Annotated in this window: 18 protein-coding genes; 7 read left to right on the forward strand and 11 right to left on the reverse strand. The window is 58.6% G+C overall.

Annotated features, from left to right (window positions below; translation table 11 throughout):
* Positions 1 to 217: 217 nt before the first annotated feature.
* The 5 genes from AC1ROI_RS20405 to AC1ROI_RS20425 form a co-directional block, all read right to left on the reverse strand.
* A complete protein-coding gene (locus AC1ROI_RS20405; RefSeq protein ID WP_010461269.1) occupies positions 218 to 1,549 on the reverse strand; it encodes a deoxyguanosinetriphosphate triphosphohydrolase in 1,332 nt (443 codons plus the stop codon).
* 67 nt (positions 1,550 to 1,616) lie between these two features.
* Positions 1,617 to 2,780, reverse strand: a complete 1,164-nt coding sequence (locus AC1ROI_RS20410; RefSeq protein WP_010461267.1) for an EAL domain-containing protein — start codon at positions 2,778 to 2,780, stop codon at positions 1,617 to 1,619.
* Between the two features lie 126 nt (positions 2,781 to 2,906).
* Positions 2,907 to 3,248: a hypothetical protein gene (locus tag AC1ROI_RS20415; RefSeq protein WP_010461265.1), complete on the reverse strand. Its 342-nt coding sequence runs from the start codon at positions 3,246 to 3,248 to the stop codon at positions 2,907 to 2,909.
* A complete protein-coding gene (locus AC1ROI_RS20420; RefSeq protein WP_042932237.1) occupies positions 3,245 to 3,634 on the reverse strand; it encodes a phage holin family protein in 390 nt (129 codons plus the stop codon). Before AC1ROI_RS20420 ends, AC1ROI_RS20415 begins: the two co-directional genes overlap by 4 nt.
* Position 3,635: 1 nt before the next feature.
* Positions 3,636 to 3,950, reverse strand: coding sequence for an ElaB/YgaM/YqjD family protein (locus tag AC1ROI_RS20425; protein WP_010461262.1), 315 nt, complete (start codon positions 3,948 to 3,950; stop codon positions 3,636 to 3,638).
* 302 nt (positions 3,951 to 4,252) lie between these two features.
* Here AC1ROI_RS20425 and AC1ROI_RS20430 point away from each other — a divergent pair, with 302 nt between their 5' ends.
* Entirely contained in the window at positions 4,253 to 5,461 is a 1,209-nt protein-coding gene (locus tag AC1ROI_RS20430; RefSeq protein WP_102593942.1) for an ammonium transporter, read from the forward strand.
* 1 nt (position 5,462) lies between these two features.
* On the opposite strand, the gene AC1ROI_RS20435 is transcribed toward AC1ROI_RS20430, so the two are convergent.
* Complete coding sequence (locus AC1ROI_RS20435) at positions 5,463 to 7,175, reverse strand: cation:proton antiporter (protein WP_010461257.1); 1,713 nt, start codon at positions 7,173 to 7,175, stop codon at positions 5,463 to 5,465.
* Between the two features lie 206 nt (positions 7,176 to 7,381).
* Here AC1ROI_RS20435 and AC1ROI_RS20440 point away from each other — a divergent pair, with 206 nt between their 5' ends.
* The 3 genes from AC1ROI_RS20440 (at position 7,382) to AC1ROI_RS20450 (ending at position 9,066) form a co-directional block, all read left to right on the forward strand.
* Positions 7,382 to 7,618, forward strand: a complete 237-nt coding sequence (locus AC1ROI_RS20440) for a glutaredoxin family protein (RefSeq protein ID WP_010461255.1) — start codon at positions 7,382 to 7,384, stop codon at positions 7,616 to 7,618.
* 168 nt (positions 7,619 to 7,786) lie between these two features.
* Complete coding sequence (locus AC1ROI_RS20445; protein ID WP_010461253.1) at positions 7,787 to 8,104, forward strand: transcriptional regulator; 318 nt, start codon at positions 7,787 to 7,789, stop codon at positions 8,102 to 8,104.
* 71 nt (positions 8,105 to 8,175) lie between these two features.
* Complete coding sequence (locus tag AC1ROI_RS20450; protein WP_077747908.1) at positions 8,176 to 9,066, forward strand: pseudouridine synthase; 891 nt, start codon at positions 8,176 to 8,178, stop codon at positions 9,064 to 9,066.
* Between the two features lie 69 nt (positions 9,067 to 9,135).
* Here AC1ROI_RS20450 and AC1ROI_RS20455 read toward each other — a convergent pair whose 3' ends face one another.
* Together AC1ROI_RS20455 and mobA are read right to left on the reverse strand one after the other, a co-directional pair.
* On the reverse strand, positions 9,136 to 9,357 hold the full coding sequence (locus AC1ROI_RS20455) for a YgdI/YgdR family lipoprotein (RefSeq protein WP_010461249.1): 222 nt from the start codon (positions 9,355 to 9,357) through the stop codon (positions 9,136 to 9,138).
* A 76-nt stretch (positions 9,358 to 9,433) separates the two neighbouring features.
* On the reverse strand, positions 9,434 to 10,036 hold the full coding sequence (gene mobA / locus AC1ROI_RS20460; protein ID WP_010461248.1) for a molybdenum cofactor guanylyltransferase MobA: 603 nt from the start codon (positions 10,034 to 10,036) through the stop codon (positions 9,434 to 9,436).
* An 81-nt stretch (positions 10,037 to 10,117) separates the two neighbouring features.
* Here mobA and moaB point away from each other — a divergent pair, with 81 nt between their 5' ends.
* Entirely contained in the window at positions 10,118 to 10,657 is a 540-nt protein-coding gene (moaB, locus tag AC1ROI_RS20465; RefSeq protein WP_010461247.1) for a molybdenum cofactor biosynthesis protein B, read from the forward strand.
* Positions 10,641 to 11,867: a molybdopterin molybdotransferase MoeA gene (locus AC1ROI_RS20470; protein ID WP_102593940.1), complete on the forward strand. Its 1,227-nt coding sequence runs from the start codon at positions 10,641 to 10,643 to the stop codon at positions 11,865 to 11,867. Before moaB ends, AC1ROI_RS20470 begins: the two co-directional genes overlap by 17 nt.
* Positions 11,868 to 11,933: 66 nt before the next feature.
* On the opposite strand, the gene AC1ROI_RS20475 is transcribed toward AC1ROI_RS20470, so the two are convergent.
* Positions 11,934 to 12,242 carry a hypothetical protein gene (locus AC1ROI_RS20475; protein ID WP_102593939.1) on the reverse strand — a complete coding sequence of 103 codons (309 nt, stop codon included), beginning with the start codon at positions 12,240 to 12,242 and terminating at the stop codon, positions 11,934 to 11,936.
* A 323-nt stretch (positions 12,243 to 12,565) separates the two neighbouring features.
* Here AC1ROI_RS20475 and yegS point away from each other — a divergent pair, with 323 nt between their 5' ends.
* Positions 12,566 to 13,483 (forward strand): lipid kinase YegS, encoded by a 918-nt coding sequence (gene yegS, locus AC1ROI_RS20480; protein ID WP_102593938.1) that lies wholly within the window; start codon positions 12,566 to 12,568, stop codon positions 13,481 to 13,483.
* On the opposite strand, the gene AC1ROI_RS20485 is transcribed toward yegS, so the two are convergent.
* Positions 13,467 to 14,126, reverse strand: a complete 660-nt coding sequence (locus AC1ROI_RS20485; RefSeq protein WP_010461240.1) for a response regulator — start codon at positions 14,124 to 14,126, stop codon at positions 13,467 to 13,469. The genes yegS and AC1ROI_RS20485 overlap by 17 nt on opposite strands.
* Positions 14,123 to 15,016, reverse strand: coding sequence for a sensor histidine kinase (locus AC1ROI_RS20490; protein WP_102593937.1), 894 nt, complete (start codon positions 15,014 to 15,016; stop codon positions 14,123 to 14,125). Before AC1ROI_RS20490 ends, AC1ROI_RS20485 begins: the two co-directional genes overlap by 4 nt.
* Between the last annotated feature and the right edge of the window lie 215 nt (positions 15,017 to 15,231).

Genomic DNA, 15,231 nt, shown 5'->3' on the forward strand with positions numbered 1-15,231 from the left:
CCAGCAAGATGCGCCAATCGTGTTCAGACATGGGTTTTTTCATGCTTCATCTGTCGAGCAGAGGGCGCGTGATTATTTCGCGATCGGACCGTTCATTCGATCAGTCGGCTCTGCACTGGGTGTAGGGCGATTCTGCTGACGCGCGGATTGAAACGAGAAATGCACGGAACGTCGATCAGCCGGTCAGGAGGCCCTGACGCGGCTGAACGATGCACGGTTATCCGTGGCTTGAGCGACCGGTCATTTCCAGTGCCATTTGACTGGCATAGCTGTCGGTCATGCCGGCGATGAAGTCGATCATTCTCAGGAACGAGGTGTGTAAAGGACCATGAGGATCGGGCGCATTGTTGCCTAGCAGGTCGAGGATGCGCCGGCTCTTGAAGGACGGTGTTCGACCGTTGTGTTGTTCCAGTGCCGCGCCACAGAATGCGTTGAGGAGGATTTCGAGGGTGGTATAAGCGCCGATTTCGTGCAGCGTCTTGCGCTTGTCCTGGAAGATCTTTTTGCGCGCCATGTCTTTGGCATTCAAGACGCAGCGCTTGGCCGGACCATGCATGTGCTCCACCAGATCGCCGGGCAGCGTGCCGGCCAGCAGCGAGTCCTGTTGCTCGACGAAGGCCCGGGCGGCGGCATTGGTCAGGTGCTCGATGGCCTTGCCCCGCAGGATCGCCAGTTTACGCCGACGCGAATCCAGCGGGCCCAGTTGGCGATAGGTTTCCGGGAGATCATCACCCACCAGGTCGAGCAGCAAAGACTCGACTTCGGCGTACTCCAGCAGGTCCATTTCCAGGCCATCTTCCAGATCGATCAGCGCGTAACAGATATCGTCCGCAGCCTCCATCAGGTACACCAGTGGATGGCGTGCCCAGCGCTGTTCCTCCAATTGCGGCAAGCCGAGCTTAAGGGCGATCTGCTCCAGCAACGGCAGTTCGCTCTGATAGCAGCCGAACTTGTGCTTTTTGTAGCCCAATGAATCGGCGTGCTTTGCCGTCCACGGGTATTTCAGATAAGTGCCCAGCGTGGCGTAGGTCAGCCGGGTGCCGCCGTCGAATTGATGGTATTCGAGCTGGGTGAGCACCCGGAAGCCTTGGGCGTTGCCTTCGAAGTTCAGGAAGTCATTGCGTTCGACGTCGCTCATGGCGTCCAGCCAGCCACGGCCGGCGGCCTGCTGGAACCAGTGACGGATCGCGTCCTCGCCGGAATGCCCGAAGGGTGGGTTGCCGATGTCATGGGCCAGGCAAGCCGATTGCACCACCATCCCCAGGTCGCTCGGTTCGCACCAGTCGGGCAAGGCGCTGCGAATGGTCTCACCGACGCGCATGCCCAGCGATCGACCCACACAGCTGACTTCCAGCGAGTGGGTCAGGCGTGTGTGGATGTGATCGTTGCTGGTGACCGGGTGGACCTGAGTCTTGCGCCCGAGGCGGCGAAAGGCACCCGAGAAGATGATGCGATCGTGGTCTTTGTGAAAAGGGCTGCGGCCGAGTTCTTCCGGGCTGTGCAGAGGCTTTCCGAGGCGTTCGCGGGTAAGCAGGGTTTGCCAATCCAAGGCTGGACTCTCCGTCAGGTGACTGAGCCTCTAGCTTCCGGGTTCGTGCCTGCGCCTGCAAGCAGTACTAGAGCCCGGCGGCGTCGATGTCGATGAGCAGCAGTCGCTCGCCGTTGTCGAAAAATTGCCCGGCGGTGAGGCAATACTGATTGCTGGTGGCATCGCGGTAGGTCGTGGACAGTGTCAGGCGCCGCTCATCCCAGCCCTCGGCCAGCAACTGATAGAAATAGGGTCGCCACGACCAGTTATGACCCAGGTAGCGGTTATCGGCCTCCCAGCCGTTGTTGCGCCATTCCAGATTGGGCGTCAACTGGGTGCCGTGACGGTCGCATTGATAGAAGCGCAATAGCCATGGAAACGCCTGCAGCTGTGGCAAGGCGCTCAGCGGCGCACGGGCCAGGGCCCAGGCTTGCAGGATCGCCATCAATTCGCAGAGTTGCTGGCGCATGATCATCAGTCGACCGCGTTCGCCCAGTTTCTGCTGAACATAACGCTGACGCAGTTGCGCGAAACGTTCGACAAAGGCGTCGGTGGCGAAGAAGTCCTCCTGCGCTCGGGCAAAGAGAAATCCTTGTACGTAACGCGAGCCGCACTCCAGGGCGAAATTGAGCTGATCTTCGGTTTCCACTCCTTCGGCAATGATCCAGCACCCGGTTTTCTCGGCCATTTGCGCCAGGGCTTTCACCACGTCGCTACTGGGGCCGCCCAATGCCGCGGCCTGAAACAGTCGCATATCGAGCTTGAGAATGTCCGGTTGCAGGGCTAGCACGCGATCAAGTTGCGAGTAACCGGCACCAAAATCATCGATGGCGATCCGTGCCCCGGCGTGTCGATAGCGTGCCACGACGTCGGCCAGGCGCTGGATGTCGCCCCCCAGTTCGGTGATCTCGAAGACGATGCGTTGCGGATCGACGTTGTGTCGGCTCAATTGCTTGAGGCTCGGTAGAGCCTGGTCCGGCCGTAAGCGGTTGATCCAGCGCGGTGATATGTTCAGGCTCAGAAACCAGTCCGATGGCGCTTCATGCAAACGGCTCAGCGCGTTATCGCGGATCTGCCGGTCAAGGCGGCGAAGGGCGATGGCGGGTGTTCGCGGGTCGGCGAACAACGGCCCCACCGAAGCCAGTTGACCGTCGGCCTGTCGCAGTCGACCCAGCGCTTCCACACCCGCGATACGGCCCGTGGCGGTATCGATAAATGGCTGAAAGCAGGCGAGCGGTTGCCCGTCGATCACGAGGCCTCCTTAGTAAGGTCTTGTTTTTGGATTGAGCTGTTCGCCGGGTAGGCACACAGGATTGAACCTCTCGATAAAGAGGTTAATCCCGGTGGTGTTGCAAGAATGCAGCCAGATAGTGGCTATTCAGTCTTTGCGCGAAGAACCCTGCATGACCAATTTGATCAGGGGGCCCAGCGTTGTGCCCAGGCGAACCAGCCGGGTCAGGCTGCCGGTACCGCCGTTCTTGGCACCTTTACCGGTCAGAAAACCGAGCAGCGTCACGGCGGCCATGCCCCAGAGCGGGGCGTGCTTGATGCCGAAGCCATCGTGCAGGTTTTTCGTCATCCCGCGTACCCGCTGCAGGGGTTGCAGCAATTGCGCGGATTCGTGACGGATTTCCTGGCGATGCATTTCCATGCGCAGGCGTATCAGCGCCTTGCGCATTTCGGTGCGAGAGCTGTTATGGGGCAATTCAGGCAGGCTCATGGCAGCAGGCGCTCCCTATCGTTGGCCAATTCTTCCAGGGTGCCGTGGAAGGGTGAGGACTCATCGAAAATCGCTGCTTTCAGGCGCATGGCGCAGAAAACTGCAGCCAGGGTGTAGAACACACAGAGTCCGATGATCGCTGGCAGACGGTAGGTGTCCCAGAACAGAATCAGCACCAGCGTCGACAAGCCCACCAGCAACAGCAACGCAAAGACCAGCGCCAGGCCTGCAAACAGCAACAGGCTTACGGTGCGCGCTTTCTGTTCCTGCAACTCGATGCCGAACAGTTCGACATGGCTGTGCAACAGTCCAAGAAAAGCGGCACCCAGGCGCCGCGATGAAGAGCTTGTGCCCGTCGCGGACGAGCTGGATTCACCGATAGACATATCAGCGCCGAGTGGCCAGCAGGCCAATCAGAAAACCGACACCCGCCGCAATCCCGACCGATTGCCATGGATTGGTCTGCACGTAATCTTCGGCAGCGGTAACGGCAGCCTGGCCGCGTTCGCGCAGGGAGTCTTCGGTCAGCTTCAACGTTTCGCGGGCACGCAGCAGGCTGTCGTGGATCTGGGCGCGCAGCTCATCGGCCTGATCGCCAGCCAGGGTTGCGGTGTGTTCCAGCAACCGCTCGGTGTCGTTGACCAGAGTCTGAAAGTCGTTCATCAGGATATCTTGAGCAGTCTTTGCTTTGATGCGGGCCATTGGTGATCTCCGTAATTGGCTTCTGAAGCGTTCGAGTATGAGCGTTATGTGAAGGTTCAGTACAAATGACTGGTACAACTTTTGCTATGTCATGGTGCATCAGCCCGCGCCGTTGCGCTGTTGCCGGGCATGATTTCAGGAAAACCCTGATTCAAACAATTAAAACTCGCGTCTAGGTTTCAGCCTTGTGCGCCAAAGCGGTTCATGGGGATCAATGCCTTGATCCTGCGAGCCGCAACTTGGTGCACAAATTCTCTGCGCGAACCGCTTTGGTGCCTTTTAGCCTTCAGGTCTGCCAACCCATGGAAAATCTGCAAAGCGCTGTGGACAGTCTGGTCCATAGCTCCAATACGTTGTTCATTCTTATCGGTGCGGTCATGGTTCTGGCCATGCACGCCGGTTTTGCCTTTCTTGAAGTCGGCACAGTTCGACAAAAGAATCAGGTCAACGCCTTGTCGAAGATCCTCAGCGACTTCGCCATTTCGACCCTGGCCTACTTCTTTGTAGGCTATTGGATTTCCTACGGGGTTACCTTCATGCAACCAGCGGCGGTGATCAATGCGGATCATGGCTACGGGCTGGTTAAGTTTTTCTTTCTGCTGACCTTCGCGGCGGCGATTCCGGCGATCATTTCCGGAGGCATTGCCGAGCGCGCCAGATTCGTTCCGCAGTTGTGTGCGACGGCGCTGATCGTGGCGTTCATCTACCCGTTCTTTGAAGGCATGATCTGGAACGGCAACTTCGGGCTGCAAGCCTGGTTGCTGGAACAATTTGGCGCCAGCTTCCATGACTTCGCGGGCTCGGTCGTGGTCCACGCCATGGGCGGATGGCTGGCCCTCGCGGCGGTGTTGTTGCTCGGCCCCAGGCAAGGGCGTTATCGCGAAGGGCGGCTGGTGGCGTTCGCACCGTCGAGCATTCCCTTCCTGGCATTGGGTTCGTGGATCCTGATCGTCGGTTGGTTTGGCTTCAACGTCATGAGCGCCCAAACGCTGCAAGGCGTCAGCGGATTGGTCGCGGTGAACTCGCTGATGGCCATGGTCGGCGGCACCGTGGCGGCACTGATCGTCGGACGCAACGACCCGGGGTTTCTGCATAACGGTCCACTGGCCGGGTTGGTGGCGATCTGCGCAGGTTCCGACCTGATGCACCCGGTGGGCGCGCTGGTCACCGGTGTGATCGCCGGGACCCTGTTCGTCTGGTGCTTCACCGCGGCTCAAGTCAAATGGCGCATCGACGATGTGCTGGGTGTCTGGCCGTTGCATGGTTTGTGTGGTGTCTGGGGAGGACTCGCCTGCGGCATCTTCGGTCAGAGTGCATTGGGTGGTCTGGGTGGGGTGAGCCTGATCAGCCAGTTGATCGGCACCTCGTTGGGTGTGATCGTCGCGTTGCTCGGTGGTTTTGTGGTGTACGGCGGGATCAAGGCGTTGCATGGTCTGCGCCTGAGCCAGGAAGAGGAGTATTACGGTGCGGACTTGTCGGTGCACAAGATCGGCGCCGTGAGCCAGGACTGATTCACTTTTCTTCATCGTCGCTCCCGGGATAAAAACCGTGCAGCAGACGATAACGGTCATGCCGTATCTGGTCGGCCCGCTCCTGTACCTGATGCGCGGGTAAACCCAGCATGATCAGGGCGTGGGAGGCGAGCATCAGGCTCGATTCCAACAGCTCGGGCACGACTTCGCTGGCGCCGGCCGCTTTCAACTCGGTCAGTTGGCTGTCGTCTCGAGTGCGCACCAGGATCGGAATCTTCGAGTTCAATCGGCGCGCTTCCTGGAGAATCAAGAGCGCGATGTCGGTCTGGTCCACGGCAATCACCAGCAGCCTGGCTCGCGCCAGCCCGACCGCGAGCAGCAGTTCACCGCGCCGCGAGTCGCCGTAATGCACACAGGTTTCATCCACGGCAGCTTCCTGGACACGCACCGGATCGGTGTCCAGCGCAAGGTAAGGTTGGCGCGCGTTGCGCAACGCGCGGCCGATCGACTGACCCACGCGACCGTAGCCACAAATCACAACGTGGTTGTGCAAGTCGGCGTTAAGCGCGCTGATTTCTGCCAGTTTTGCTTCTTCGTTGGGCTTGCGATGCAGGCGTGTCGCAATGTGGGGGGCGGCGCGCAGCAACAACGGTGTCACCAGCATCGAGCAGAATGTCGCGGCCAGCAGAAGACCTCCGAAGTCGGCGGGCATCAGTTTGTTTTGCTGCATCTGCGCCATCAAGGCAAAGCAGAACTCGCCACCCTGAGCCAATGCAAGGCCGCTGCGCCAGGCGGTTTCGCCGTCGCTGCCGCGCCATTTGACCAGCAGCGCGACCACTGTGCCCTTGATGAGCAGTAACCCAAGCGTCAGGCCGAGAACCATAAGGCCGTGGCTGACAAACAGCTGCAAGTCGATCAGCATGCCGATGCTGACGAAAAACAACCCGAGCAAGATGTCGCGGAACGGCCGGATGTCCGCCTCGATCTGGTGCCGATAGTGGCTTTCCCCCAGCAGCATGCCGGCGAGAAATGCACCCAGGGCAGGGGAGAGACCGAGCAGGTGAGTCAGCCACGCGGTCAGCAAAACGATGACCAGCGCCAGCAGCACGAACAGCTCCGGGGAGCGGGCGGCGGCAACTTCATGGAACAGGCGGGGCAACAACCATCGACTGGCCAGCAGCAAACCACCGAACAGCACCAGAGTCTTGCCCAGCGTCAACGGCAATGCCCAATACCAGGCTTGATCGCTGTTGCCGGCGAACACCGGCACCAGGGTCAGCAACAGCACCGCCACCACATCCTGGAACAGCAACACGGCGATGGCATTCTGGCCGTGACTGCTGAATATCTCGCCGAGGCTGCTCAGCTCCTTGCTGACTATTGCCGTAGAAGACAGCGACAGACCGGCACCGAGTAACAACGCGGGCGTCGTCGGCATGCCGAACAGCATCAGCAATGCCCCCATCAAAATCCCGGACACCAACACTTGCAGGCTACCAAGGCCGAACACCACCCGACGCAGCTCGATCATCTTCGACAGGGAAAACTCCAGCCCAAGGGAGAACAGCAGAAACACCACGCCCAACTCGGCCAGGTCTGGCAACTCTTCGCTTTCATTCACCCAGTTGAACGCCGTCGGCCCGATCATCAGCCCTACGCACAGGTAGCCCAGCACCGGAGGCAAACGCAGGCGCTGGAACAATGCAATCACCACCAGGGAGGAGGCGAGAATGATCAAGAGGTTGGCGAACACGAAAAACTCCGGTGAGGGGCTGGCTACTCAAGCGTAGAAGTAAAAAAAACCTGAGCATCACGTAATTGGCCGCTGGAGCGACTGATATGCGTCAGGGTTTTACCGCCGCCCATTGCGATTTGTGCTCAAGGGCAGAAAATTCACTGGCTCGACGGCTTTTCGGAGCAAGCCTAGAATAGGTTCTTAATTTTTTAGGTTGAGCGCTCATGCTTCCTGAATGTCAGTTGTTCGGCACCCTTGGGTGCCACCTCTGTGAAGTGGCCGAAGCCATGCTGATGGAGTTTGTCGAACGTGGTCTGCTGGTGGAGCTGGTAGATATCGCTGAAGATGAAACATGGTTCGAAGCTTACAGCCTGCGTATCCCGGTGCTACGGCGGGTCGATACCGGCGCTGAACTGGGCTGGCCATTCAATGCCGACGAGGTGGTGGCGTTCCTGCGTTAAGCGGTTTTGTGGTTGGCGATGTCCCGTTTGTCGAACTTTGCGAATGATCCCCTTGGCTTAACCGATGCTCTTCGGATACTGTATGCGCATACAGTTATTCGTAATATTGCCGTTCGCCCCTGGTTTTCAGGTTCGAGCAGGCAGTATCGGGCGTGAGAGGGGAAGATCGTGGTCAATGTCGAACAATTGAAAAACAGCGTGAACCGGATGTCGGTTGATGTTGTGCGCGAGGCGGTCCTCGAATTGCGTCTGGATGGTCTGGTCACGGAAGGAAAAACACCCTTCAACAAACTGCACTTCAACACCTGCTTTGCCGAAATCGAAGCGTTGTTCCAGCGCGCGGGTTATCACCGCCAGCTCGATGTCGTGGGTTATCAGGGCTTGTTGTACGCGCTTTATGATCCAGGCCGCTGGGAAGCGGTCGATGTGCTGCGCTGGCTCAAGGAGTTCACCGAAGCGGCGGCGCGCAAGCAGATGCCGGCGTGAGGATTCTCTTCTAGGTTCGTTCCGGCCACTGTTGGATAATGCTGGCCTGTATTGAGGGTCAGAGCGTTTGTATGTCCACTTCATCTTTTTCTGCTTCGCACAACCAGGCCAGCACGCTCTATTTGCCGCCGGGTCCGTGGCAGACCGTGCTCGATTGCCTGTGCGACCACTTCAGCGCTATTGGTCGTGAACAATGGCTGGACAGGATTGCTCGTGGTCGCGTGCTTGACGGGCACGGTCAACCGATCGCTCTGGATCTGCGTTACAAGGAAGGCCTGCGGATTCATTACTTTCGTGAGGTGCCGGACGAAAAACCGATCCCGGTGGTCGAGTCGATCCTGTATGCCGACGAGCATCTGGTGGTGGCGGACAAGCCGCATTTTCTGCCAGTGACGCCTGCCGGGGAATACGTGGAGCAGACGTTGTTGCGGCGGCTGATCCGTCGCCTGGATAACCCGAATCTTGTGCCTTTGCATCGCATTGACCGGCACACGGCGGGACTGGTGTTGTTCTCAGCGAATCCTGAGAGTCGCTCGGCTTACCAGTCATTGTTTCCTACACGGAATATCGAAAAACGCTACGAAGCAATCGCCCGCGCATTGCCTGAACTCACCTTTCCATTGGTTCATAAAAGTCGGCTGGTCGATGGCGAGCCATTCTTTCGCATGCAGGAAGGTCCGGGTACCAGCAACACCGAGACGGCAGTTGAGGTTCGTGAGAAGAACGGCGATCTCTGGCGTTATGGACTTTATCCAGTGACCGGCAAGAAGCATCAGTTGCGGGTGCACATGACTGCTTTGGGCGCCAGTATCTGCAACGACCCGTTCTACCCGCAGGTGCTCAAGGATGTCGAGGACGACTATGCCAATCCCTTGAAGCTGCTGGCTCAGGGTTTGCGGTTTGTCGACCCGATCACAGGTCAACCACGTGAATTCGAGAGCACCATCACCCTGCAATGGTGATCACAGTGCATCAGGCACGAAAAAGCCCGCATCAAGCGGGCTTTTCTGTATCCGGTGGTGCCGTAACGATTACAACTCTTTAACGGTACGAACCTGATCCTTGTTGATGCGTGTGTGTTTGCCATCAAGCTGTTCGAACTCGTAGAAACCCGATTCGTCATCGTATTTTGGCGCGTCGACGGCCTGGATTTCGCGACCGTCATTCAAGGTGATCACTGTAGGCGATGCGCAACCGGCGAGGGTTGCAAGGCCCAGTGCGAGCATGAGAGTGGCGAGGGTCCGTTGAGTCATGAGTGTGTCTCCGAATATGAATTCTTTTGGTTACTGAGCTTGAGACGTATGCAACGCGCGCAAGTTCCTTCTCGTGTCAGTCTGACACAGTGTTGTGTGCACTTAACAGCTCCGGCGTGTTGAGGTTGGCCAGGCGAGGATCGTTATCGGGACATTGCAGGGCGGTAGCGCCCAATTTGCGCATGAGGCGTCCCGGACTGCGTTCGCCCTCATTCCAGGCTCTTTCAAACGCTGCCGAAAGCGCCACCGGGATGATGCACAGCAACGGCTCCCAGTGTTCGTTATGGCGCAGCATCAGCGGTTTGTCCGGATGCTGGCGGGCGGTTTCGCGCATGCTCTGGAGCAGGGCCGCATCGATGCGCGGCACATCGCACGGCAACACCAGCAGACAGGCGTGGCGGGCGGCCCTGAGGCCGGCGCGAATACCGGCCAAGGGTCCCGGGAAGTCGCCTTCATCGTCATGGACCAACTGGTCGGCAAAAGGCGCATATTTTTCCAGGTTCCTGTTGCAGGAGATGATCAGATCATCACTCAGCGCGCGGGTCTTGCGATGCAGGTGCGCGATCAGTGGCTCGCCATGCCATTCCAGCAAACCCTTGTCCTGGCCGCCCATGCGTTGGCCTCGACCACCGGCCAGGAGCAGAATGGAGCAGGGCGGCAAATGTGTACTCAAGGTCATGGCACGTCTCCATGGGGGCGGCGAAAAAACGGGGCGCTGTGATATAACACCGGGCTGTTTATCCTACAACTGGACGAGCCTATGAAAGCCAAGGCTGAAGTACCTTTCGCGCCGCTCAACATCGCGGTGTTGACGGTCAGCGATACCCGCACCCTGGAAACCGATACGTCAGGGCAGCTTTTCGTCGACCGCTTGAGCGCTGCCGGCCATCACCTGGCCGCTCGGGTTTTGCTTAAAGATGATCTCTACAAAATTCGCGCGCAAGTCGCCAACTGGATTGCCGAGGATGTCGTGCAGGTGGTGTTGATCACCGGCGGTACCGGGTTCACGGGGCGCGACAGCACACCGGAAGCGGTGAGCTGTCTGCTTGACAAGCAAGTCGACGGTTTCGGCGAGTTGTTCCGGCAGATTTCGGTCGCGGACATCGGCACTTCGACTGTTCAGTCCCGGGCCCTGGCGGGTTTGGCCAATGGCACGCTGGTCTGCTGTTTGCCGGGTTCGACCAATGCTGTGCGCACTGGCTGGGATGGCATTCTCGCCGAACAGCTGGATTCGCGGCACCGTCCCTGCAATTTCGTCGCTCACCTTAAACAGGCGGCACCCTGTGAATCCCGTGGGTAAGCCCGGCAAAGCCGGTAGCTTGATGGCGGTCGAAGTCGCGCTGGCGCGTTTGCTGGAAATGGCTGAGGCATCAACGATAGGTGAGCGTGAGCGCTTGCCGTTGGCACAGGTTGAAGGTCGCATACTGGCCGACGACCTGGTCTCGACGCTTGATCTGCCGCCCTGGCCGAACAGTGCCATGGACGGCTATGCCTTGCGCGTCGCTGACTGGACGGGCGAACCCTTAATGGTCAGTCAGAAGATTTTCGCCGGCCAGGCACCCGAACCATTGAAGCCAGGTACCTGCGCCCGAATCTTTACCGGTGCGCCTGTACCGGCAGGTGCCGATTGCGTCGAGATGCAGGAGAACGCCGAGGTTCAGGCGGACGAGCGCGTTCGTTTTCTCGAGGCAATGGCCCCGGGTCAAAATATTCGCCCGCAAGGCCAGGAAACTACCGTTGGCGAACTTGTTTTGCCGGCGGGCACCCGTCTGGGACCTATCGAGCAGGGCCTGGCGGCGTCGCTGGGATGTGCTGAGCTCAACGTGGTTCGCAAAGTTCGTGTCGCAGTCCTGTCAACCGGAGATGAATTGATAGAGCCGGGCCAGCCCCTCGGGCCGGGACAGATTTACAACAGTAATCGCGTGTTGCTGTGCAGTTGGTTGCAGCGCTTGGGCTGTGAAGTGATCGATGCCGGAATTCTTCCCGATGATTTAGCGGCCACTCGCGCCCGCCTTGGGGAGTTGAAGGATGTCGATTTGATCCTTTCTACCGGCGGCGTGTCGGTGGGAGAAGCCGATTTTCTGGGCATTGCCTTGCGCGAAGAGGGCGAGTTGACCCTGTGGAAACTCGCCATCAAACCAGGCAAGCCGCTGACGTTCGGTCATTTTCGCGGCGTCCCCGTGATTGGTTTGCCCGGCAACCCTGCGTCGACGCTGGTTACATTTGCGTTGTTGGCCAGGCCCTATCTTTTGCGCCGCCAGGGTGTGAAAGAGGTCGAGCCATTAAAGTTTCAGGTGCCTGCAGGATTCGACTGGCCAAAGGCTGGTAATCGCCGAGAGTATTTGCGTGGACGCCTGGAGAATGGTCGGGCAATCATCTACAAGAATCAGAGCTCCGGGGTGCTCCGCAGTGCCGCTTGGGCTGATGGTCTGGTTGAAGTACTGGAAGACCGCACGTTGATCGAAGGCGATGACGTGAACTTCATTCCTCTGAGCGAAGTCCTGAGCTGATTCTGGCGAAAGTCTTGCCACGCAAGCCCGGTAGATCGTGCCGGAGCTTGCGTGTATGGCTAGCGTTTAACGAACCAGAAGTGACACGACCTGATCAAAGCGGCTGTTGGCGACCCAGCCCAGCAGCCCCAGGACCACGGCTGTTCCACCCGCAGAATAGGCCAGCCTGTGTTTGATGGATTTAACATCGCCACGGACCTCTTCCATGTCTCTTCGGATGTATTTGAGGTGTGTCTCGAGTTCAATGACGCGAGGTTCCATATCAACTCCTCCGGCGGATTTTGCGCTGTTATTGAATTCAGCCTGATGATTGGCGCGATTGCCTGCCGATGGCGCGACCTGACTGATCGGCAACCTGATGTCATTGCTTTGCATGGGCTGAAACGCTCCTTGCCTTCAAGCCCTTTGGATGGCCGACACTGGTGTTGATTGCGCTTTGTGTGGCCCTTGAAGAAGGTCTACTCATGGTTTTCACATCCCTGTGTATTGAATGTTGATGACTGATGCCGCGGACCTCAAGGTGTACCAATCGCCAAGGTTGGTCAATTGAGCCGATTCCGCACATGTTGTAAGAAAATTTCCCGCGCTGTAGGACCACAAGGCTGTACGGCTCAAAAAAATTCAAATCCCTGCGACTTTTATAGGCGGTGGTGAGGTCAACATCTCTCATACGAAGTCCAAACATGGGAGCGGCAATAATGAGTGAGCGCAAAGCGCTGTTGATTCTGCATGGCAAGCAGGCGCTCAACGAGGAGGTCCGTGCGGCCGTCGACGTTAAACGCCAGCAGGGCTGGGAGTTGGCCGTCCGACTGACCTGGGAGGCGGGTGACGCGCAGCGGCTGGTGGAAGAAGCCTTGAGCGCGGGCTATACGCAACTGATTGCCGGCGGCGGTGATGGCACCTTGCGTGATATCGCCGAGGCCATGGCAGCGCATTCGACGCAGGCCAGTCTGGTGCTGATGCCGCTGGGCACCGCGAACGATTTTGCGCGTGCCGCCGGTGTGCCGCTCGAACCCGCTCTGGCGCTGGACCTTCTGGAGGTTGCACCGCAAGCGATCGATCTGGGCGAGGTGGGCGGTCAAGTCTTTCTGAACATGGCCACCGGCGGCTTTGGCAGTCAGGTCACGGCGAATACCTCGGAAGACTTGAAGAAAGTCCTCGGGGGCGCGGCGTATCTGTTCACCGGGTTGTCGCGCTTCAGCGAACTGCATGCTGCCTACGGCGAGTTGCAGGGGCCGGACTTTCAATGGAGTGGTGAGCTTTTGGCGTTGGGTATCGGCAATGGCCGGCAGGCTGGCGGTGGTCATGTACTGTGCCCGGAGGCGCTGGCTGACGATGGGCTGCTGGATATCAGCATTTTGCCGGCGCCGCAGGAAGTGGTCGGTACGTTGAAAACGCTGCTGGCCGATGGCTTCGGCATCGACAACATGTTTGTGCGAGCTCGCCTGCCATGGGTCGAGATCAAAGTTGCGGAAGGCCTCTACATCAATCTGGATGGCGAACCTATCGAGGGCGAGAGCCTGCGATTCTCGGCGCGTCCAGCGGCATTGCGCGTGCATTTGCCGCAGAATTCGCCTCTGCTGAGCGCTTCGAAAACGGTCAGTCGTCCAGGCTGATGATTTGCTCGCGCACGGCAAACAGCACCAGGCCGGCCACGTCGTAGATCTGCAGGCGCTTCATGATCTGCGAGCGGTGGGTTTCAACGGTTTTGATGCTGAGGCCCAGGCCATTGGCGATTTCCCGGGTGGATTTGCCCCGAACAATCAGTCGCAGGATTTCCAGCTGGCGGGCCGTCAGGTTGTGTGAGTCCGCAGCCTCGGGTTGATGCTTCTGGTTACGGATCAGTGCCTGGTTGATAACTGTGTGGGCAATGGCCGGGCTCAGGTAACGCTCGTTGTTGCGCAAGGCATCCAGGGCATGTTCCAGCTCGGTGGCCGTGGTGTCTTTGAGCAAATAGCCATGAGCGCCGGACTCAAGCGCCTGCATGATCAGGGCCGGGTCGGTGTGCATCGACAGGATCAACACCTTGCTTTGCGGGCGGACCTGCTTGAGTCGCTGCAAGGCTTCAAGGCCGCCGGTCTGCTTCATGGAGATATCCAGCAGAACGATGTCAGGGGACAGCTTCTCGACCATCTCGAGTAGCTGCGAGCCGTCATTGGCCTCACCAATGACCGCGTAGCCGGGAATATCCAGCACCAGAGCGCGCACGCCTGCCCTGATAAGCGAGTGGTCATCCACCAGAAGTAAGTTACAAGTCAATGCATAACCTTATTCGTACTGGCCCGTTCGAGCGCACGGGGCGCCCAGGGAAAGAGTGCTTCGATTTGAGTGCCTTTGCCCGGCTCGCTGGTCACGACCAGGGTACCGCCCAGTTGATCGATCCGTTCCACCATCCCGGCCATCCCGCGTTGCCCCTCTCGACCGGGGTCTGCGGCTGGTGCGAACCCCAGGCCGTCGTCGCTGATCAGCAGCGCCAAACCCTGGGGCATGCGTTGCAGGCGGATCAGCAGGTTATTCGCTTTGGCATGGCGAAGAATATTGGTCACCGCTTCCTGGGTGATTCGAAAGGCGGCCACCGCCATTTCTTCCGGTACGCCGGTCAGGCGTTGATGGCATTCCAGGCTCCAGTGAATTGAAGTATTGGCCAGGGTCTTGAGCAAATGCGCACGCAGGCTGGCTTCAAGTCCGAGGCTGGCCAACTGCCTGGGATTGAGAATGGCCGAGACATCGCGAACCTTGGCAAGGGTTTCGTCCAGTGTGTCGCAGAGCACCGTGCACTGGCCTTGCATGTCTTCAGGCATCCGGCGTTTGAGCCATTCACTTTGAAGTTTTGCCGCGGTCAGCAACTGGCCGATGTCGTCATGTAGTTCCCTGCTGAGACGATGACGTTCATTTTCCTGGACCTCAAGTAGACGATCGGCTAGTTCTTGTGGCTGAAATTTTATTGATTTGCTCGACAGGAAATGTTGTACCCAGACGCAGCCAAGTGCCGCCATGTTCAGTACCAGCAGACTCATCGGCACTGAAGCAGACAAGCTGAAAACCAGCAGGCTGCCAAGTGCCGAGGCGGTGCACAGCAAAAGCGTTAACCGCCGCGCATTTTTTTGGGAGGGGAGCCGTGGGGTGAATGACTTGAGGCTGGCGTACATAGCGGATGGAGCCAATGGATGTTCGCTGCGGGCAGACCGGCCATCGTGGATGACGGGTCTCTGTCTGAAATCTGTAGTGACTCGTCTCTAGCCGTGCAATCCAGGGCGGGGGCTGACAGCACCTTCAAATTCGGCCTGCACTCGTCTGGAGTCACTTTGACATTAGAATGGCGTCAACTAATGGTCGGCATAATACCATTTAAGCTACCGTTGGT

The organism is Pseudomonas sp. GW823-FHT02C02, from assembly GCF_058797635.1.

What these genes read in the sequence shown, in the direction of transcription:
- AC1ROI_RS20415 (WP_010461265.1), bottom strand. Translation starts at nt 3,248, where the DNA reads ATGAGCCTGCCTGAATTGCCCCATAACAGCTCTCGCACCGAAATGCGC.
- AC1ROI_RS20420 (WP_042932237.1), bottom strand. Translation starts at nt 3,634, where the DNA reads ATGTCTATCGGTGAATCCAGCTCGTCCGCGACGGGCACAAGCTCTTCA.
- AC1ROI_RS20425 (WP_010461262.1), bottom strand. Translation starts at nt 3,950, where the DNA reads ATGGCCCGCATCAAAGCAAAGACTGCTCAAGATATCCTGATGAACGAC.
- AC1ROI_RS20430 (WP_102593942.1), top strand. Translation starts at nt 4,253, where the DNA reads ATGGAAAATCTGCAAAGCGCTGTGGACAGTCTGGTCCATAGCTCCAAT.
- AC1ROI_RS20440 (WP_010461255.1), top strand. Translation starts at nt 7,382, where the DNA reads ATGCTTCCTGAATGTCAGTTGTTCGGCACCCTTGGGTGCCACCTCTGT.
- AC1ROI_RS20450 (WP_077747908.1), top strand. Translation starts at nt 8,176, where the DNA reads ATGTCCACTTCATCTTTTTCTGCTTCGCACAACCAGGCCAGCACGCTC.
- AC1ROI_RS20455 (WP_010461249.1), bottom strand. Translation starts at nt 9,357, where the DNA reads ATGACTCAACGGACCCTCGCCACTCTCATGCTCGCACTGGGCCTTGCA.
- mobA (WP_010461248.1), bottom strand. Translation starts at nt 10,036, where the DNA reads ATGACCTTGAGTACACATTTGCCGCCCTGCTCCATTCTGCTCCTGGCC.
- moaB (WP_010461247.1), top strand. Translation starts at nt 10,118, where the DNA reads ATGAAAGCCAAGGCTGAAGTACCTTTCGCGCCGCTCAACATCGCGGTG.
- AC1ROI_RS20475 (WP_102593939.1), bottom strand. Translation starts at nt 12,242, where the DNA reads ATGCAAAGCAATGACATCAGGTTGCCGATCAGTCAGGTCGCGCCATCG.
- yegS (WP_102593938.1), top strand. Translation starts at nt 12,566, where the DNA reads ATGAGTGAGCGCAAAGCGCTGTTGATTCTGCATGGCAAGCAGGCGCTC.
- AC1ROI_RS20490 (WP_102593937.1), bottom strand. Translation starts at nt 15,016, where the DNA reads ATGTACGCCAGCCTCAAGTCATTCACCCCACGGCTCCCCTCCCAAAAA.